Annotated in this window: 19 protein-coding genes and 4 tRNA genes; 19 read left to right on the top strand and 4 right to left on the bottom strand. The window is 34.7% G+C overall.

Going from position 1 to position 19,789, the window contains the following annotated elements; genetic code table 11:
• The first annotated feature begins 232 nt into the window (after positions 1-232).
• Positions 233-994, top strand: a complete 762-nt coding sequence (locus NX902_RS24625) for a ParA family protein (RefSeq protein WP_047944597.1) — start codon at positions 233-235, stop codon at positions 992-994.
• On the top strand, positions 987-1,844 hold the full coding sequence (locus tag NX902_RS24620) for a ParB/RepB/Spo0J family partition protein (protein ID WP_163185940.1): 858 nt from the start codon (positions 987-989) through the stop codon (positions 1,842-1,844). Before NX902_RS24625 ends, NX902_RS24620 begins: the two co-directional genes overlap by 8 nt.
• An 86-nt stretch (positions 1,845-1,930) precedes the next feature.
• Here the strand turns inward: NX902_RS24620 and yyaC are convergent, their stop codons facing one another.
• A complete protein-coding gene (gene yyaC, locus NX902_RS24615; RefSeq protein WP_095333240.1) occupies positions 1,931-2,539 on the bottom strand; it encodes a spore protease YyaC in 609 nt (202 codons plus the stop codon).
• A gap of 458 nt (positions 2,540-2,997) precedes the next feature.
• Between yyaC and NX902_RS24610 the strand changes: the two genes are divergently transcribed.
• The 10 genes from NX902_RS24610 to dnaB all read left to right on the top strand — a co-directional run bounded on the left by NX902_RS24610 (position 2,998) and on the right by dnaB (position 12,381).
• The gene (locus NX902_RS24610) at positions 2,998-3,849 is read left to right on the top strand and encodes a mechanosensitive ion channel family protein (RefSeq protein ID WP_095333241.1); all 852 of its coding nucleotides are present in this window, start codon (positions 2,998-3,000) and stop codon (positions 3,847-3,849) included.
• 20 nt (positions 3,850-3,869) lie between these two features.
• The gene (locus tag NX902_RS24605; protein WP_095333243.1) at positions 3,870-4,070 is read left to right on the top strand and encodes a DUF951 domain-containing protein; all 201 of its coding nucleotides are present in this window, start codon (positions 3,870-3,872) and stop codon (positions 4,068-4,070) included.
• 178 nt (positions 4,071-4,248) lie between these two features.
• Positions 4,249-5,349, top strand: a complete 1,101-nt coding sequence (ychF, locus tag NX902_RS24600; protein WP_095333245.1) for a redox-regulated ATPase YchF — start codon at positions 4,249-4,251, stop codon at positions 5,347-5,349.
• A 165-nt stretch (positions 5,350-5,514) separates the two neighbouring features.
• Positions 5,515-6,666, top strand: coding sequence for a glycosyltransferase family 4 protein (locus NX902_RS24595; protein ID WP_341161068.1), 1,152 nt, complete (start codon positions 5,515-5,517; stop codon positions 6,664-6,666).
• 165 nt (positions 6,667-6,831) lie between these two features.
• A complete protein-coding gene (rpsF, locus tag NX902_RS24590; protein ID WP_047944590.1) occupies positions 6,832-7,122 on the top strand; it encodes a 30S ribosomal protein S6 in 291 nt (96 codons plus the stop codon).
• A 56-nt stretch (positions 7,123-7,178) separates the two neighbouring features.
• On the top strand, positions 7,179-7,697 hold the full coding sequence (gene ssb / locus NX902_RS24585; protein WP_047944589.1) for a single-stranded DNA-binding protein: 519 nt from the start codon (positions 7,179-7,181) through the stop codon (positions 7,695-7,697).
• A 41-nt stretch (positions 7,698-7,738) separates the two neighbouring features.
• Positions 7,739-7,975, top strand: a complete 237-nt coding sequence (gene rpsR, locus NX902_RS24580) for a 30S ribosomal protein S18 (RefSeq protein ID WP_047944615.1) — start codon at positions 7,739-7,741, stop codon at positions 7,973-7,975.
• 371 nt (positions 7,976-8,346) lie between these two features.
• Positions 8,347-10,320, top strand: coding sequence for a DHH family phosphoesterase (locus tag NX902_RS24575; protein ID WP_095333247.1), 1,974 nt, complete (start codon positions 8,347-8,349; stop codon positions 10,318-10,320).
• The gene (gene rplI / locus NX902_RS24570) at positions 10,317-10,766 is read left to right on the top strand and encodes a 50S ribosomal protein L9 (protein WP_095333249.1); all 450 of its coding nucleotides are present in this window, start codon (positions 10,317-10,319) and stop codon (positions 10,764-10,766) included. The genes NX902_RS24575 and rplI overlap by 4 nt, the downstream gene beginning before the upstream one ends.
• A 250-nt stretch (positions 10,767-11,016) precedes the next feature.
• Positions 11,017-12,381 carry a replicative DNA helicase gene (gene dnaB, locus NX902_RS24565; protein ID WP_047944586.1) on the top strand — a complete coding sequence of 455 codons (1,365 nt, stop codon included), beginning with the start codon at positions 11,017-11,019 and terminating at the stop codon, positions 12,379-12,381.
• 224 nt (positions 12,382-12,605) lie between these two features.
• On the opposite strand, the gene NX902_RS24560 is transcribed toward dnaB, so the two are convergent.
• The gene (locus tag NX902_RS24560) at positions 12,606-12,743 is read right to left on the bottom strand and encodes a hypothetical protein (RefSeq protein ID WP_163185934.1); all 138 of its coding nucleotides are present in this window, start codon (positions 12,741-12,743) and stop codon (positions 12,606-12,608) included.
• Positions 12,744-12,909: 166 nt separating this feature from the next.
• On the opposite strand from NX902_RS24560, the gene NX902_RS24555 reads away from it, so the two are divergent.
• Entirely contained in the window at positions 12,910-13,122 is a 213-nt protein-coding gene (locus tag NX902_RS24555) for a hypothetical protein (RefSeq protein WP_095333251.1), read from the top strand.
• Between the two features lie 500 nt (positions 13,123-13,622).
• Here the strand turns inward: NX902_RS24555 and istB are convergent, their stop codons facing one another.
• Entirely contained in the window at positions 13,623-14,342 is a 720-nt protein-coding gene (gene istB, locus NX902_RS24550; protein ID WP_036179323.1) for an IS21-like element helper ATPase IstB, read from the bottom strand.
• Complete coding sequence (gene istA, locus NX902_RS24545; RefSeq protein ID WP_171509407.1) at positions 14,339-15,844, bottom strand: IS21 family transposase; 1,506 nt, start codon at positions 15,842-15,844, stop codon at positions 14,339-14,341. The genes istB and istA overlap by 4 nt, the downstream gene beginning before the upstream one ends.
• Positions 15,845-16,133: 289 nt before the next feature.
• Between istA and NX902_RS24540 the strand changes: the two genes are divergently transcribed.
• From NX902_RS24540 to NX902_RS24515, 6 genes are all read left to right on the top strand, one after another.
• Complete coding sequence (locus NX902_RS24540) at positions 16,134-16,829, top strand: S16 family serine protease (RefSeq protein WP_341123495.1); 696 nt, start codon at positions 16,134-16,136, stop codon at positions 16,827-16,829.
• 807 nt (positions 16,830-17,636) lie between these two features.
• Positions 17,637-18,929 carry an adenylosuccinate synthase gene (locus NX902_RS24535; RefSeq protein WP_047944584.1) on the top strand — a complete coding sequence of 431 codons (1,293 nt, stop codon included), beginning with the start codon at positions 17,637-17,639 and terminating at the stop codon, positions 18,927-18,929.
• A 277-nt stretch (positions 18,930-19,206) separates the two neighbouring features.
• A tRNA-Lys gene (locus tag NX902_RS24530) sits at positions 19,207-19,282 on the top strand.
• Positions 19,283-19,300: 18 nt separating this feature from the next.
• Positions 19,301-19,372, top strand: a tRNA-Glu gene (locus tag NX902_RS24525).
• 34 nt (positions 19,373-19,406) lie between these two features.
• Positions 19,407-19,483: transfer RNA gene (locus tag NX902_RS24520), tRNA-Asp, on the top strand.
• 112 nt (positions 19,484-19,595) lie between these two features.
• Positions 19,596-19,668: transfer RNA gene (locus tag NX902_RS24515), tRNA-Phe, on the top strand.
• Positions 19,669-19,789 lie beyond the last annotated feature (121 nt).

Raw genomic sequence — 19,789 nt, 5'->3', positions numbered from 1 at the left:
ATCGAGATTAAAAGAAAAAATAACGAAATTTAGAAGTTTTCATGATAAAATAATATACGTGATTACAATAGGTAGGAAATGAGCCATGTTGTAGTCTATTCTGTTTTTTTACTAATAAATTGTTTTATAGTTTTAAATGAGCTATTAAACGGTTCAATCATTTTATATTAAGTAGCCATCTTGCGTCGATTTATATTTCGTAGCTAGTATGGAATAAAAGGTAGGTGACATCATGGGTAAAATTATTACTGTTGCTAACCAAAAAGGTGGAGTTGGAAAAACAACTACATCAGTCAATCTTGGCTCTTGTTTAGCATATATCGGGAAAAGTGTATTATTAGTAGATATTGATCCACAAGGAAATGCTACTAGTGGTGTAGGTATTGAAAAAGCTGATGTTGATCATTGTATCTATGATGTGTTAGTCGATGATCTAGAAGCAAGTATGGTGATTAAACAGACAAATGTAGAGAATTTGGATGTTATTCCAGCTACTATTCAGTTAGCTGGGGCAGAAATAGAACTTGTTTCTACTATTTCGAGAGAAGTTAGATTAAAAAGGGCATTAGATGAAGTCAAACATAACTATGACTACGTATTAATAGATTGTCCTCCTTCTTTAGGGTTATTAACGATTAATGCATTAACTGCTTCAGATGCGGTATTAATTCCAGTTCAATGTGAATATTATGCGTTAGAGGGATTAAGTCAATTATTAAATACAGTTCGACTTGTTCAAAAACATTTAAATCATGATTTGGCCATAGAGGGTGTGCTGCTAACAATGTTAGATGCTAGAACAAATCTAGGTTTACAAGTTATTGAAGAGGTTAAAAAGTATTTCCAAGACAAAGTCTATAAAACAATTATTCCAAGAAATATTCGATTATCAGAAGCACCGAGTCATGGGGAACCAATTATCATTTACGATCCAAAGTCACGTGGTGCAGAAGTATATTTGGACCTTGCGAAGGAAGTGGTTACTAGTGGCTAAAGGACTTGGAAAAGGATTAGATGCCTTTTTTCCTAAAATAGATGTTGAGAAGGAAGAAAATGTTCAAGAAATAAGTCTAAATGAATTACGTCCGAATCCTTATCAGCCAAGAAAATTCTTTGATGAGGAAGCGATTGAAGAATTGAAGCTTTCTATACTAGAACATGGAATTCTTCAACCGATAATCGTTAGAAAGAGTATTAAAGGCTATGAAATAGTTGTTGGTGAACGTAGATATCGAGCAGCTAAAGAAGCTAGGCTAGAGACAGTTCCAGCAGTTGTCCGTCAATTAACAGAGCAACAAATGATGGAATTAGCAGTACTAGAGAATCTTCAAAGAGAAGATTTATCACCTATTGAAGAAGGACATGCCTATCAGACTTTAATGAAGAAGCTAAAGCTGACTCAAGAGGAACTTGCAAAGCGTTTAGGTAAAAGCAGACCCCATATTGCCAACCATGTTCGCTTATTGACTCTTCCAAAGGTTGTGCAAAATTATATTTCTGACGGTAAAATATCCATGGGACATGGAAGAACTTTATTAGGACTGAAAAATAAAGATAAGCTTCCAGCAATAGTTGATAAAATTATTAAAGACGGATTAAACGTGCGTCAGCTGGAACAATTGATTCAGCAACTAAATGAGAATGTTCCACGTGAAACAAAAAAAGAAAAAGCGCCTGTGAAAAATGTCTTTTTAAAAGAGCAAGAGTCATTTCTGCGTGAAAGATTTGGTACTACTGTTCATATTAAACAGAAGAAAAATAAAGGGAAAATTGAAATTGAATTTTTCTCTGAAGACGACTTAGCGCGTATTCTTCAATTATTTGAATTAGAAAATGAAAAGTAAAAAGCCACCTAAGAAAGGGGAGTTTACAGAGGATGTGAACTACACCTTTTTTAGGGGGCTTTTATATTAGAAAAGATAGAAGGCGATTAAACGGGTTCCTCCTTCACCTGATATTCTCTAGTATGCATATAGCGAAGGCTAGTATGATAAATGCCTTTTGAAATGATTTTGGCCATATTTAATACTAAGCTCAATCTAGTATTCTGAAGAACCAAGAATTCCATAAAACCACTAATATTTACTATCCCTGTAATATGAATATTTCCTACAGGAGGAAGCTCTTTATTGACACCACTACCCGGTTTTACAGGCCCATCACCAATTTGTACGATACCTACACTTTTCATTCTACCAAGACAAGCATCAATCCCTATAATGTAAGGATTTTTATGTTTTTCATGCACTTCTTTTAATTTTTCCTCTAAATTAAGAGCGTGTATTGGATCATCTAGTGTTCCATAAACATGAAAAGGAGAAATATTCTTTTCGCTTAACAAGGTACCAATAAGCGGACCTAATGAATCTCCAGTAGAACGATCAGTTCCAATACACATAAAGACAATTGGCTGATTGATTGAAATGGATGGCAAATGTTTAGCTAATGAATCTGCAATCTTAAAGGCGGCTAATTGTTCATCATATGCTATTCTAACGGGAAGTTCATTTTTTTCGAAAAGGCTGGAATATAAGGTCATTGAATCTACTCCTTTTATTTAGGATTCGATAATATCTATAGGAGAAAGCAATTATTAAGTTAATGGATGTTTTGACCAACCATCAAAGATGGAAATCTATCGAACCATTAGTTGTTTTTAAGCAAAGTTATTGTAGTATTCAGTATATGGAAAAGAGACATATTCTATACATATCCATCAAAATAAAGGAAAAAAGAGTGAGACAAATAGGAGGGGAATTTATGGTAATAAGGGCAAAAGTCCTTTGTTTTAGGAAATATCGTACTACAAAGCAAATAGAAAAACTGTTAAAATAAACTTACCCAATATGAAGGCTTTTGAAGAGTAAAATAGAAAAATAGTTAGCATTATTTTTTATTTGATGTAACTTTATAGAAAGTGTTTCATCCATTACGTTGCATGAATAGAGGATAAAAGGAAAATAATCTAGTAGAAGTTTATATTTAGAGGTGTTCTAAATGGATAAAAATATAAAAGAAGGTATAGATAGTCTTATGAATGAGAATTTGTGGAGGGATGTCGGCTTTGGAGCACTAAAACTTGTCCTTATTTTTCTAATAAGCGGAATTATCATCAGGATAGGGAAGGCTGCGGTACGGAATATATTTAAAGTAAGAACACATTCTGCCTTACGCGTATCTGAAAGAAGAGAAGCAACATTAATTAAGCTGTTAGAAAACACGATTACTTATGTTGTTTATTTCATAGCTATCATGATGGCATTATCTGTCTTTCATATTGATGTTAAAGCATTATTAGCAGGAGCAGGAATTGTCGGCCTAGCTATTGGTTTTGGAGCTCAAAGTCTTGTGAAAGATATTATTACTGGTTTTTTTATAATTTTTGAAGACCAGTTTTCTGTAGGAGACCAAGTACGTATAGGTACTTACGAGGGCGTAGTCGAGGAAATTGGATTACGTACAACAAAAATAAAAGGATTTACTGGAGAGGTAAACATTATCCCGAATGGAAGTATAGTGGATGTCACGAATTTCTCCATCAATAATAGTAAAGCGATTGTCGATGTAAGTATTGCTTATCAAGGTGATATTAATCGAGCAGAAAAAGTAATACAGGAACTAATCGAAAAATTACCAGAGCAATATGAAGATATTGTTGGTGTTCCTGAATTATTAGGGGTACAAAATATTCAAGCAGCAGAAGTAACCATTCGTGTTGTCGCTGAAACATTGCCAACGAAGCATCATGCTATTGCAAGGATATTAAGGAAAGAAATAAAAAATGTTTTAGATGAAAATGGAATTGAAAGTCCTGTCCCAAAATTAGTTATGTATTCGCAACCACAGTAATTCATTTTTTAGGAGGTATTATGGAACAGAAAGAATTTGCTCTAAATGATGTAGTTGAGATGAAAAAAGCCCATCCTTGCGGTACAAACCGCTGGAAAATAATACGATTAGGAATGGATATTCGCATTAAATGCGAGGGATGCGGGCATAGTGTTCTTATTCCGCGAAGAGAATTTGCAAGGAAAATGAAAAAGGTATTAGTAAAGCATGAACAAGAATAGACTATTTTTCTCAGAAAAGACTGCAAATAATATTTGTGGTCTTTTTATTGATGGGAAAGGAACACTACTTGTCTTTTTCTCTCGTTAAAACTATAATTGTTAGAGGTTTATAATAATAATGAAATTACTTTCTATTTTGTACGATAGAGGTAGAAAGTTTATATAAGGGAGTGGCATAATGGCGTTAACTGCTGGAATAGTTGGTTTACCCAATGTTGGTAAGTCTACATTATTTAATGCAATTACACAAGCAGGTGCAGAATCAGCAAACTATCCGTTCTGTACAATTGATCCAAATGTTGGAATTGTAGAAGTACCTGATCATCGTTTAACAAAATTAACAGAATTAGTACAACCGAAAAAAACAGTACCTACTACTTTTGAATTTACAGATATTGCCGGAATTGTAAAAGGGGCAAGTAAAGGAGAAGGGCTTGGTAATAAATTCTTATCTCATATTCGTGAAGTAGATGCAATTTGCCAAGTAGTACGTTGTTTTGCTGATGATAATATTACCCATGTCTCAGGAAAAGTAGATCCAATTTCTGATATAGAAACAATCAACCTAGAGTTAATTCTTGCTGATTTAGAATCGGTAGAAAAAAGAATTGCCCGAGTTGGGAAAATGGCGAAACAAAAAGATAAAGAAGCAGTTGCGGAATTAGAAGTATTAGAACTATTAAAAGCTGCTTTTGAAGAAGAAAAACCAGCAAGAACCGTAGAATTTACAGAAGAACAAGCAAAAATTGCTAAGGGGCTACATCTCTTAACCATTAAGCCGGTATTATATGTTGCGAATGTAGGCGAAGATGAAATTGCTGATGCAGCAAATAATGAATATGTAAAGCGAGTAAAAGAATTTGCTGCAAATGAAAATGCAGAAGTTATTATTATTTGTGCAAAAATCGAAGAAGAAATTGCGGAGCTTGAAGGGGAAGAAAAAGAAATGTTCTTACAAGAGCTTGGCATTGAAGAATCTGGTTTAGATCAGTTAATTCGTGCGGCTTATCATCTTCTTGGGCTAGCAACATACTTTACTGCTGGTGTGCAAGAAGTACGTGCTTGGACATTTGTACAAGGAATGAAAGCACCACAATGTGCAGGAATTATTCATTCCGATTTTGAAAGAGGCTTTATTCGTGCCGAAACCGTTTCTTATGAGGATTTATTAGCGAGCGGTAATATGGTTGCAGCAAAGGAAGCTGGTAAAGTTCGCTTGGAGGGTAAAGAATATGTTGTGAGAGATGGAGATATTATCCACTTCCGTTTCAACGTTTAATACAATAAATAGGAAAATCACTCCTGCTAAGGAATAGCGGGAGTGATTTTTTATATGAAAGAAGATAACTGTACAATCTTTTTACAATTCTTTAAAACTCTCCAAGCATTCGATTGTTAAAATAAATATAACATAAAATAGTTTGCTAAAAAGGGAGTGAGGCTTTTGAAAATTGCCATTTTTTCAGACACTTATTTTCCTCAAGTAAATGGTGTTGCTCAGACTTTAAAAAGACTTACTAATCATTTTGACAACAGACAAATAGCTTATCAAGTTTATTCTCCTGAAAATAAAACTTCTACTACATACCCTAATATAAACCAATTTCCAAGTCTTCCGTTTTTTCTTTATCCTGAGTGCCGAACTGTTATCACCAATCCAAAGAAAATAGAAAATAGTTTAAAAAAATTCCAACCAGACCTTATTCATCTAGCAACACCATACATGATGGGATTATACGGGTTATTTGCTGCTAAGAAATTAAATATTCCAGTGGTATCCTCCTATCACACCAACTTTGATCAATATCTTAAATACTACCATGCCTCCTTGCTAGAACCATTTTTATGGAAATATTTAAAATGGTTTCATCAAGCAACGGAAAAAATATTTGTTCCCAGTAAAGAAACACAAAGAAAGTTAGAGTCCTTACATTTTGATGGCTTAAAAGTTTGGGGAAGAGGGATTGATTCAAAGCTTTTTGCGCCTAATCATGATGCTAAAGAACAACTAAGAAAGAAATACCATATAAAAAAAAAATATATTTTATTGTATGTAGGTAGATTAGCTCCAGAGAAAGATTTAGATACATTAAATAAAATTATTCATTTTCCTTCTGATATCAAAGATTCGGTCCATTGGCTAATTGTTGGAGATGGACCAAACAAAGTAGCCTGGAGGGAAAAAGAGAGAGTACAAAAAAATATTACCTTAACTGGTTATATAAAGGGGGAAGAGTTGGCAAGGATATATGCAGGAGCAGATCTTTTTGTTTTCCCTTCCTTTACAGAAACTTTTGGGAATGTCGTATTAGAAGCCATGTCTAGTGGTACTCCGGCTGTGGTTGCGAATGCAGGAGGGGTAAAAGAGTTTGTAATAAACGATGTGAATGGAAGAATATGTGAACAGCAAAATGCTGAGAGTTTTGTTCATGCAATAAGTGAGCTATTGGAAGATGAAACGATGCGATTGAGAATGGGAGTAGAAGCTAGAAATTATGCTTTAACTCAATCATGGGATACTATTTTTGATGGGTTAATAAGTGATTACTATGATGTTTTACAATCCAGTCGTAATATTAATCAAAAGTACGCTTAAAAGAGCTAGTACTTTTCATTATTTGTATAATAAAAAAGAAAAGATATCAGCTCATTTTCCTGCATTGCTATTTAGTATGAAGTATGCTATACTTTTACATTGTGAGTAATGTATAGTTGCTCCTTGCCCAATATGGGCCGTCTAGACCAAAAGGAGGTGAAAGTGATGAAAAAGTACGAAATTATGTACATCATCCGTCCAAATATTGAAGATGAGGCTAAGAAAGCTCTTGTTGAGCGTTTCAACTCTATTCTTACAGATAATGGAGCGGAATTAGCAGAATCAAAAGAGTGGGGTAAACGTCGCCTTGCATATGAAATCAATGATTTCCGCGATGGTTACTATCAATTAGTAAAAGTTAACGCTGCACCAGTAGCGGTTGAAGAATTCTCTCGTTTAGCTAAGATCAACGAAGATATCATTCGCCACATCGTAGTTAAAGATGAAGCAAAATAATAATAGATAAGTGATGTTTCACGTGAAACATTTAAAATGGAAGGGAGTTGAAACTGATGATGAATCGGGTAGTTCTTGTTGGCCGTCTAACGAAGGATCCTGACTTGCGTTATACACCGAGTGGAGTTGCTGTGGCATCTTTTACACTTGCGGTTAACCGTACTTTTACGAACCAACAAGGGGAAAGAGAAGCAGACTTCATTAACTGTGTTATTTGGAGAAAACCAGCAGAAAACGTTGCTAACTTCTTGAAAAAAGGAAGTTTAGCAGGTGTTGATGGTCGTATTCAAACTCGTAGCTATGATGGACAAGACGGAAAACGCGTGTATGTAACAGAAGTATTAGCAGAAAGTGTTCAGTTCTTAGAACCTAGAAACAGCTCTGGTAATAATAGAAGTGACAACATGAATTATGGGGCCCCAAGAGAACAAGATAATCCTTTTGGAGGATCAAATAATTATCAGAATCAGCGACCTCAAACAAATAGAAACAATCAAGATTATACAAAAGTGGATGAAGATCCATTTGCAAATAGCGGTCAAATCGATATTTCAGATGATGATCTACCGTTCTAAACAGTAATTTTGATAATAAAAAGGAGGTTAATCTCATGGCAATGGGTGGACGCAGAGGTGGCCGTGCAAAACGTCGTAAAGTATGTTACTTTACAGCTAACGGTATCACTCACATCGATTATAAAGATGTAGATTTACTTAAAAAATTCATCTCAGAACGTGGTAAAATTTTACCTCGTCGTGTAACTGGTACAAGCGCTAAATATCAACGTAAATTAACGATTGCTATTAAACGTGCTCGTACTATGGCTTTACTACCATACGTAAGTGGAGAATAATTAGCCTATAAAAAACCCTATTAGACATTTGTTTAATAGGGTTTTTATATTATCTATATGAAAACACTTGCATTTTATTTTTTTTGTTCTCTATACTCATGTTGTCACTAAATTGAAGAAGTAGATAAATGATAGTAAAATATTAGATGAAGATGCAAACCCAAACCCTTTTTTCTGGTAGAATCTCTTTTTCTAATGCCATAATAAGAAATTAATTATGTGGAAAATCTTATTCATCCATCATGGAGTAAACGAACAGAGATAGACCTTTTTATATTTTAATTTAGTATTATGGGGTATAATAGTATCAGGTTTAATGAATACATAGTAAGGATTATGTGAAAATCTCACGAGTTTTAGGAGGAGAAAAATTGCCTACTTTTTTAGAGAAAGGATCCATACGGTATCCATTAATAAGTTTAATCGGTATTACCATTATCATGCTTGGAATCCTCTCTTTTTATAATTGGTTCTTTTCCTTAATTGGGTTATTTCTTTTTGTTATTCCTTTTTATTTTATCTTACGAATAGATAGTCGTCAGAGAAAGGAAACGGAAGAATATATAACCACTCTTTCCTACCGTGTTAAAAAAGTAGGGGAAGAGGCATTAATGGAAATGCCAATAGGAATCATGCTTATAAATGATGATTATTATATCGAATGGACAAATCCCTTTTTAGCATCTTGTTTTACAGAGGATACACTTGTTGGAAGGTCTTTATATGATGTTTCTCCATCCATTATCCCATTAATTAAACAAGAGGTAGAAACAGAAATCATTACATTACATGAAAGAAAGTTCCGAGTCATTCATAAAGTGGAAGAACGACTATTATACTTTTTCGATGTGACAGAGCAAACGGAAATTGAAAAGCTGTATGAAGACGAACGTACGGCAATTGCCATTATCTTTCTAGATAATTATGATGACTTAACGCAAGGTATGGATGATCAGACAAGAAGTAGCATTAATAATACAGTCACAGCCATTTTAAATAAATGGGCTACAGATAATGGAGTCTTATTAAAACGGATTTCCTCTGATCGTTTCATTGCTATTTTCAATGAACATATTCTACAAAATTTGGAAAAGGGCAAGTTTACAATATTAGATGATGTTCGAGAATTAACTACGAAGCAAAATGTACCTTTAACACTTAGTATTGGAGTTGGATCTGGTGTATCTTCCTTGCCTGAGCTGGGAAATATTGCACAATCCAGTCTTGATTTAGCCTTAGGAAGAGGGGGAGATCAAGTAGCGATAAAGCAGCCAAATGGAAAAGTGAAGTTTTTTGGAGGTAAAACAAATCCTGTAGAAAAACGAACTAGGGTTAGAGCACGTGTAATTTCTCATGCTCTAAAGGAATTAGTTTTAGAGAGTGATAAAGTCATTATTATGGGACATAAAAACCCGGATATGGATGCAATTGGCGCAGCGATTGGGATACATAAAGTAGCCCAGATGAACCAAAAGGAAGCATATATAGTCATTAATTTTCAAGAGATAGATACAGCTGTTCGAAGGTTGATGGAAGAAATAAAAAAACAAGAGACCTTGTTTACGAAATTTATCACACCTGATCAAGCATTAGAAATGGCTACAGGCGATACACTTCTAGTAGTAGTTGATACCCATAAGCCTTCTTTAGTGATTGAAGAGCATTTATTGAATAAAATAGAAGATGTAGTAGTGATTGACCATCATCGTCGTGGAGAGGAATTTATAGAGAATCCGATTCTTGTCTATATGGAACCATATGCTTCCTCTACTGCCGAACTAGTAACAGAATTACTAGAATATCAGCCGAAAACTGTTAAAATTGAAATGTTAGAAGCAACAGCCCTTTTAGCAGGAATTATTGTGGATACAAAAAGCTTTACTCTTAGAACAGGGGCACGAACATTTGATGCTGCTTCTTATTTAAGAGGGCAGGGAGCAGACACTGTACTTGTTCAAAAATTCCTAAAAGAGGATATTGAAAACTATGTGAAAAGAGCAAGAATTATTGAAAATGTTCAATTTTATAAAGAGGGAATTGCAATAGCAATAGCGAAGGAAGAAGAAGCAGTAGATGGTGTTTTAATTGCCCAAACAGCTGATACACTATTAACAATGGATGGTATCATCGCCTCCTTTGTTATAGCACCTAGAGGGGAAACGATGATAGGAATTAGCGCACGCTCCTTAGGAGAAATCAATGTCCAAATTATTATGGAAAGTCTCCATGGTGGTGGCCATTTGACCAACGCTGCTACACAGCTATCCAATATGCCGATGGAAGAAGTAGAGGCAAGGCTTAAGTTAGCGATTGATGAGTATTTTGAAGGGAGAAGAAAAGAATGAAAGTTATTTTTCTAAAAGATGTAAAAGGAAAAGGGAAAAAAGGGGAAGTTAAAAACGTAGCAGATGGCTATGCACATAACTTTCTTTTAAAACAAGGTTTGGCTGTAGAGGCGAATGCTTCCGCTGTTAGTACATTAAATGCACAAAAGAAAAAAGAAGAGAAAGAAGCTATTGAAGAGCTTAATAGAGCAAAGGAATTAAAAGAAAAGCTAGAAAAAGTAACAGTAGAGCTGCATGCTAAATCAGGTGAAGGCGGCAGATTGTTTGGGTCGATTACAAGTAAGCAAATTGCTGAAGAGCTAAATAAAAAGCATCAAATTAAAATCGATAAACGAAAAATTGAATTAAATGATGCTATTCGTTCATTAGGTGTGACAAAGGTTCCAGTAAAGCTTCATCATGAAGTGTCTGCAACATTAAATGTACATGTAAAAGAATTAAGCTAATATTGGAAGTTCCATTTGCCGCTAAACATGTTAAAATAGAATAAGCTTAAGAAAATGTGATACAGGTTGAGCTGGTCACATTTTTTGTTTGACTGTTTTTAATAGAAAATATTTAAAAGAAATGAAAAGGGCACAGCGGATACAAAAATCTCTTTCGGCAAATGAAAGAATCTTTTTGTATAGATTGTTGCTTTTTTTCACCTAGGCTATGTTTATTATCATATCCTCTCATTTAAGGAGGTTTTATAGATTGAGTGAAATGTTAAATGATCGAATGCCCCCTCAAAATATCGAGGCTGAACAGGCCGTATTAGGGGCCATATTTCTTGAACCACAAAGCTTAACACTAGCTTCTGAAATATTAATACCGGAAGACTTTTATCGTGGCGCACATCAAAGAATATATTCAACGATGCTTAAATTAAATGATGAAGGAAAAGCAGTCGATTTAATAACTGTGACGTCTGAATTAGCAGCTACTAATAACTTAGAAGATACAGGTGGAGTTAGCTATTTGAGCGAGCTGGCAGCATCTGTGCCAACTGCTGCCAATATAGAATATTATGCGAAGATCGTAGAAGAGAAGTCATTGCTGCGCCGATTAATTCGAACAGCAACAAATATTGCCCAAGACGGATATTCCCGCGAGGATGAAGTAGAAGCCCTTCTAAGTGAAGCGGAAAAGAATATTTTAGAAGTAGCACAGCGGAAAAATGCAGGTGCGTTTCATAATATCAAAGATGTTCTCGTGCGAACATACGATAATATTGAAGAGATGCATAATCGTAAAGGCGATATAACAGGGATAGCAACAGGGTTTGCTGAGCTTGATAAAATGACGGCTGGATTCCAGCGCAATGATCTAATTATCGTTGGAGCGAGACCATCCGTTGGTAAAACGGCCTTTGCCTTAAATATTGCTCAGAATGTTGCCGTAAAAACAGGAGAAAATGTAGCAATCTTCAGTTTGGAGATGGGAGCAGAGCAACTTGTTATGCGTATGCTTTGTGCAGAAGGTAATATAGATGCACAGCGTCTTCGTACAGGGTCATTAACGGACGAGGACTGGGGCAAGCTGACAATGGCAATGGGGAGTCTATCCAATGCTGGTATTTTCATTGATGATACACCAGGGGTGAAGATTACCGATATAAGAGCTAAATGTCGCCGCTTAAAGCAGGAGCATGGCTTAGGAATGATATTAATTGATTATCTTCAGCTTATTTTAGGAAGTGGGCGAGCAGGCGAAAATAGACAGCAAGAGGTTTCGGAAATTTCCCGTTCCTTAAAACAGCTTGCACGTGAGCTTCAAGTGCCTGTAATCGCCTTGTCGCAGCTATCACGTGGGGTAGAGCAAAGACAAGATAAGCGTCCGATGATGTCTGATATCCGGGAATCAGGAAGTATTGAGCAGGATGCCGATATTGTAGCATTCTTGTACCGTGATGATTACTATGACAAGGAATCAGAAAGCAAGAATATTATAGAGATCATTATTGCGAAACAGCGTAATGGACCAACAGGAACAGTACAATTAGCTTTTGTTAAAGAATATAATAAATTCGTCAATTTAGAACGGCGCTTTGAAGATGGGGCAATGCCGACAGGCGCTTAGGGAAAAAAGATTAGTAGCTAAAAAACTATATCTATTTATTAAAATTACATGCACCTGATAAAGAAGTAACTTTTGATATGTTATTACGTATGTACAATAATTCCTAATTAGTACGACATATGCACGTTAAAATGATATTGGAGCTAACATCTTAATTAGAAGAGTTTTATTAGGAAAATCTAATTTCTCTTTTGACGAGCACCTTGAAAAAAACCATAACCATCTTAACCCAAAAAATTAAGATGGTTATGGTTTTTTCTTATCTTTACCTTAGTAACACTGGTTGATTTCTTCCCTAATTTCTCAAATTGTTTTAAAAGATCCTTCGGGATTTTTTCTCCCCTTAAAATCGATTTAGCCATATATTATCCTCCTACCTTATGTAAATATTCGTCTAGTTAAAGTTTGTCCAGATTTCTAGATTATATACATTCTAATCCTCTCTCCCCTCTCATACTCTAGCAATATAACAATTTGACACTGAGATAAAAGACCAAAATATAAGAAGCAGAGGGGAAAGAGGAAGAGATGAAACAAATGGAACTACTAAATCCTATATTCAATATCAGCAACCGTCCAAAAGAAATTCCATCTATTAAAGAGAATGTTCGGAAACGGTCTATAACCAAAGAAGAAGGCAGACAAACAAGGAGCGATAAAAAGAAAGATGTGAAGATTCCTCTTTCGGAAGAGGAAAGGCAAATGGTAAAAAGAGTAGCAAGAAGAAGAGGTGGAGCCTGATAATGAATTTATTGTGGAAGATATTTTACGGTTACTTTACAGTGATTTTATATAGCAGTATAAGTCTGGAAATTTAAAAAACAGCATTCCAAATATAATTAGAAGGTTAAATCAATGAGGACTGATAAACTGTTTTCAAAAAGTTTATATTCTATGAGTATGTTATTATTATAATGGAAAAATGTCTCCATTTAATTTTGGTTTTTAAACAAATATCTATAGAAAAGCAGTAGACTAAAAGAAATTTTATTAATGCAAAGATCCATTAAATATTCATAATAAAAATAACGAGGGGAATTTTAATGAGTTCAATTAACAATAAAATTGCTAAACTGTCTCCCAAAAAGTTAAAAGTAAGGAACAGGTTAAAAAATAAATCCATAAAAGATTATGAATTTCCCCCTGTTTCTAGATTAATTTTATTATACTTGACAAGTGTATTTGGCAAGCAAAAAATGCATAAAACGGCAATCAAAAATGTAACCACTTGCCAACGAAATTTAATTCTGAATAATTGACTCCTTATAACGATAACTATCGCCTTTAAATACAATCAAATGCGAATGATGGATGAGTCGATCAATTACTGCCTCCGTTAATATTGGATCCCCAAAAACGTGATTCCATTGACCGAATTGAAGGTTTGTCGTGATTATGATGCTTTTGGTTTCATAACACATCGAAATAACCTGAAACAATAATTCAGCCCCTTGTTTGTGAAGAGGAATGTAACCTAACTCATCCAAAATCAAAAGATCCAATTTCTCTATTTGCTTAAAAAGCTTATTGAGATTACCTTTTTCATTTGCTTCTAATAATCGATTAACTAATGATGCCGCTGTATAGAATTTAACAGCTTTGCCATACCTTTGTATGGCATTCAATCCAATTAACGTAGCTAAATAGGTTTTACCTGCACCTACACCCCCATAGAAAATTAGATTTTCTTGCTGCTCCATGAATACTCCATTTAATAGGTCTTCACTACTTAGTCCTGCTGTTAGGACAATGTCCTTCCAATCAAAAGGTTTCCCATTGACTTTAGGTAAGCTTGCTTGTGTAAGTAAAAGATTTGTTTTTCGTTCTTCTCGTTGCTCAATTTCTTTTTCAAAAAGCTTCAGTAAATACTCTTCATTTGATGTGGCTTCTATCTCTTGATAATGTTCTCTAATCCAACTTAATTTCAATCGTTTAGCGAATTCTTGAATCTGCGTACTCAATTTATTTCAGCTCCTTTTAGAAGCTGATTATAATGCTGTAGACCTCTAGTAGCCTCCGGCATAATAGGCAATGACTTTTGGAGATGTACTTCTTCGCGTATCCCTCGACCATTAATTAGTTGGTAGAATACTTGTTTAATTGATTCAACCGAAGGATGACCATGCTCTGATGCAATCTTCAGCGCTTCAGTAATTTTACTAAAATCATAATCTTTCATCACTGTACCTAATAACTTCAGGGCTTCTGATTTTTCAGAGGAAGTACATGAATTAAAATATGTTTGCCATTCTTGTGGTAACTGCTCATAGAAACTAGTATATTTAAGTGCCATAGGACGTTTGGCCATTAGATTTAAGTATGGCTGCCAATTAATCGATTTTCTATATTGACCATAGAGTCGAGGATGGCTAACGACTAGTTGATAATCATCTGTAAGAATATCAATTGAATTATATGAAATACGAATTAGAACCTTATTTAAAGCGTATCTTGGTGAAGTAGAATATAGATTTTTTTCTACTTTAATATAACCGTACTTATCGGCTTTCACTGTTTCGTATCTGATGCATTGGTATTCCTTACTTGGTAAAACCAAAAAGGCTTTCCGATCCTCTTCAAACAGCTGGGATATGAAAGATTCCTTTTCATAATGTTTTCTCTCACGATCTTTCTCAGCTTTTTCCCACAACGTCTTATTAAGTTCGTCTAAATTCAGTACGTGGAGACCAGGCAATAAATAATTGTTTCTCACATATTTCACCATTGCTTCCACATGACCCTTTTCATTCCCACTATTAGGATTACAAAATTCACTTTCGAACCCATAGTGTAGAACGAAGTTCTGAAATTCCTCTGTTAACTGCCGTTCGCCATTTGGCAATACCTTCTTTACGGCAGCTGAAAGATTATCGAATCTAATTGTTCTTGGAACACCACCCATATGGTGAAAAATACGCTTTAATCCTTCTAAAAAACACTCTTTGTTTTGAGCGGGGAATACCTGAAAATAAAATGAATTACTATATGGATAAGAAAGAACCAGATAGGGTAGAGTTATCTGTTCCCCTTGATATTTAAACGGAGCTTCTCCAAAATCCACTTGAGCTGACCCAGGTTTGCTCTCTAGTGATAACGCTGCTTGATTCGCTTCATTTAATAGTTCTTTTTTTCGATGGGATATGTAGTTTCTTACTGTTCGATCAGAACCCTTAAAATCAAACTCCTCTTTTAATTGCTCCCAAATTCTCTTTGCAGTTCTACGGAATTTTCTCTTTTGTTTAAAATCTTCTATTAACCATTCATCTACTATATGTTTAATAGGATCCATCACTGGAGATGGTCTGTCTTGTTTGATATTTTCTACAGGACTAAAATCATCCTGTTCTGCATACTTCTTAACAGTTCTACGATCTCTTCCTATTCTTTGTGCAATCTCCGAATAGTTACTGTCTTTTATGTTTACCTCATGTCTGATATAATTAATTTCGGCCACTGCCAACATCTCCTTAATACCTCCTGCGCTTGTTTGTCCCAACAGGAAGTGTATGTGTATTTTGGAATGTTGACAAGTGGTTTTTTAATTTGTGCAGGGCCTACGGCCCTATTGCACAAATTTAATGCCATACCCTACATTTTTATGATGCCATAAACACTTGACAAGTTTAATTTTTTATTTTTTTAATATCATTTCGGGATTTATTTTTGTTACTGCTTTACTATTTTTGTTTATATTTTTAATAATTCACTATTCTAATTTAAGAAAAAAAAGTAATTCCAACCGGGTATTTGTTATGCCATTTTTACTCCCATTTTTGATAGTATTATATGAATTTCCGATTATATTCTTTGACGAGTACAAATTCCTAGTTACGAGTTTCAATCAACCAGAAGAAATAATTAGTGGTACTAATATATATTTTTTATCGGTTAAAGAAGATACGGTAAGTAATATACAAAATGAGAAAGAAGTTAGAAATATTTATGCTACTAATCATCAAGAGATTTATGAAATAGTTCCTGTTACCAACTTTATTCGATATACCAGTAAAAACCAATTCATTTATGAGTTAGTAGGATTAAAAAATCCCGAATTTGAACAATATTATCAGGACATTTCAGCATATATAGGATCAGATAATACTCTTATTAAAGAATTTTTGTCACGAAAAAATTCACAAGGAAACAGTGCTGGCCTAGCGTTAGTCTTATCTAGTTATCTAATTGAACAGAATTTCCAGAATGATATATTAATCGGAGTTACTGGATCAGTTAATAAAAGTGGAAAGGTCGAAGAGGTAGGTTATATAAAAGAAAAGATATTAAGTGCAGAGAGAAGTGGTCTCACGTTTATAATAGTTCCAAATAAGAACATTATCGAAGCAAATGAAATAAAAGACGATTTAAACCTCTCGATAAATATAATTGGTGTTAGTAAAATTGACGAAGCGATTCAACTTATAGAAGATTTGCATAATGGTAAAAATTAAATTTGAAAGCATTACTGATTTATTAAAGAACACTTAAGTTAAAACTTTAAAACTTAATATAGTGAAAGGGTCTCAAAAAAGTGTCATATACTCGAAAAATTGTAGTTATGACACTTTTGCGACCCTTAAGTATAGCTAAATTGACCAATTTACCACTTAGCTTAAAGGAAAAGTTCCTTTTTCCAGTGTAGAACGCTTTTTAAATTACTCTCTTGCTATTGATGGAGAACCCATTCCTACCCTCATTGAAGAAAAGGAAGTAGACAAAAACAGAAATAGAAAAAGTCCCCAAAGAAAAAAACATTGTTATAGGAAGCTTATACCCCAGAAACAGAACCACATTTGTATCACATCTAATAGCAAGAAGTATCGCCCATTATCAGGTAAGCACGTTATATGTTGAGGACTCTCTTTTAGTTCCATATACATATGACCGGTTTTATGGACATGAATTTGCTCCTTATGCAAATGGGGGAAGCAGCAAGAAGATCTTCCTGATATCCCAAGATGAATGGGTTAGAGATGAGTGGAGCTACTATGTCATAATCCTACAATGTCAGAGAGATTAAATAGACTGCTAGCTACTAGTCTTTTTTTTTTACCTTTTCAGATGGATAGAAGCCTTAATCGGAGCAAATACTTCAACTTATATCGTTTTTTATTAATCTCTTTTCACGAACATAATATGAAAATATCAAAAAGATTGTTCGTGTTTTATTGACTTTTATCTTGAAAAATTGATAAAATAGGAATGTTGATTAAGGATATAATAAAAAGATATAGAAACCTGTGGAGGTGCTCTAGGATATGTCATCAGTAGTGGTCGTAGGAACGCAATGGGGAGACGAAGGAAAAGGTAAAATTACCGATTTCCTATCTGAAAATGCAGAAGTGATTGCACGTTATCAAGGCGGTAACAATGCAGGTCATACAATTAAGTTTAATGGAGAAACTTATAAGTTACACTTAATTCCATCTGGGATATTTTATAAAGAAAAAATTAGTGTGGTTGGAAACGGAATGGTCGTTGATCCAAAAGCGATCATTGAAGAATTAAAATATTTACATGACCGTAATATCAATACAGATAATTTGAGAATTAGTAACCGTGCACATGTTATTCTTCCCTATCATCTAAAATTAGATGAGGTTGAGGAAGAAAGCAAAGGTGCTAATAAAATTGGAACAACGAAAAAAGGAATTGGACCAGCTTATATGGATAAAGCGGCGCGTACTGGTATCCGTATTGCTGACTTATTAGATAAAGAAGTATTTGAAGAAAAGCTTGCAAGAAATTTAATTGAAAAAAACCGTTTATTAGAGCGTATTTATGAAACGGAAGGCTTTAAATTAGAAGATATTTTAGATGAATATTATGAGTATGGGCAGCAAATTAAGAAATATGTTTGTGACACTTCTGTTGTATTGAATGATGCATTAGATGAAGGGCGCAGAGTATTATTTGAAGGTGCTCAAGGGGTAATGCTAGATATCGATCAAGGTACGTATCCGTTTGTTACATCTTCTAATCCAGTGGCTGGAGGGGTAACAATTGGTTCAGGTGTTGGTCCAACGAAAATTAAACATGTAGTTGGTGTATCCAAAGCCTATACATCAAGAGTAGGGGATGGACCTTTCCCAACAGAACTAAATGACGAAATTGGACATCATATTAGAGAAGTTGGCCGTGAATATGGAACAACAACTGGTAGACCACGCCGTGTCGGCTGGTTTGATAGTGTCGTTGTACGTCATGCACGTCGTGTTAGCGGTATTACTGATCTTTCTCTGAATTCCATTGATGTTTTAACAGGAATTGAAACAGTAAAGATTTGTGTTGCTTATAAATACAAAGGGGAAGTAATGGAAGAGTTCCCAGCAAGCCTTAAAGTACTAGCTGATTGTGAGCCAGTATATGAAGAATTACCAGGCTGGTCAGAGGACATTACTGGATGTAAAACATTAAGTGAGCTTCCTGAAAATGCCCGTCATTATTTAGAAAGAGTTTCACAGTTAACAGGGATCCCATTATCCATGTTCTCAGTTGGCCCAGATCGTACACAAACAAATGTGATACACAGCCCTTGGAGACAAATCTAAGCATGGTAAGAGGTCGTTCTAAACGTGTTAGAACGACCTTTTCTTTTCTAACTAGATAATAGAAGCAGGCTGGCTTGATTCGTTTACAGAAATGGCATGAGGGTATGATATGTATACAGCATTCTTTATGTTAGGTATTTAATTTTAGTAACCTTGCAGAGGAAAAATAGTTACGTAGGAGTTAAAAAAATTTTTTGAAAAAAACTTTTTAAAAAAGTATTGCTTTTTATTTTAATAATATGCTAATATAAAAAGCGTCGCAAATGACAAAAAATACGAGCCATTAGCTCAGTCGGTAGAGCATCTGACTTTTAATCAGAGGGTCGGAGGTTCGAATCCTCCATGGCTCACCATTTCTTGTAATAATTCACGGCCCATTGGTCAAGCGGTTAAGACACCGCCCTTTCACGGCGGTAACACGGGTTCGAATCCCGTATGGGTCATAATATCTTTTTAAAGGTATTAATAGTAAAAAATGGTCCGGTAGTTCAGTTGGTTAGAATGCCTGCCTGTCACGCAGGAGGTCGCGGGTTCGAGTCCCGTCCGGACCGCCATTTTTTCTTCCTATGCATTTGCATATTTAATATATATTTTTTATCTAATACATATTGAAGACAAGTAAGAATTTCGACCTGTGCTGCTAGTAAGCATCTGTCACAATAGTTTGGCTCAGTAGCTCAGTCGGTAGAGCAAAGGACTGAAAATCCTTGTGTCGGCGGTTCGATTCCGTCCTGAGCCACCTTGATTTATCATTACAACGACTGTTCGTTGTTTTTTTTATGCCAAATTATTTCCCCGTAAATAAATGTGAAGAAAATCCGCGATTATTACAAATCCCCACAGAACATATAAATTTAACA

The organism is Niallia sp. FSL W8-0954 (genome assembly GCF_038005605.1).
Classification (GTDB): domain Bacteria; phylum Bacillota; class Bacilli; order Bacillales; family Cytobacillaceae; genus Niallia; species Niallia circulans_A.
Note: the sequence above shows the minus strand (reverse complement) of the source record. Positions and strands in the feature narration are given on the sequence as shown.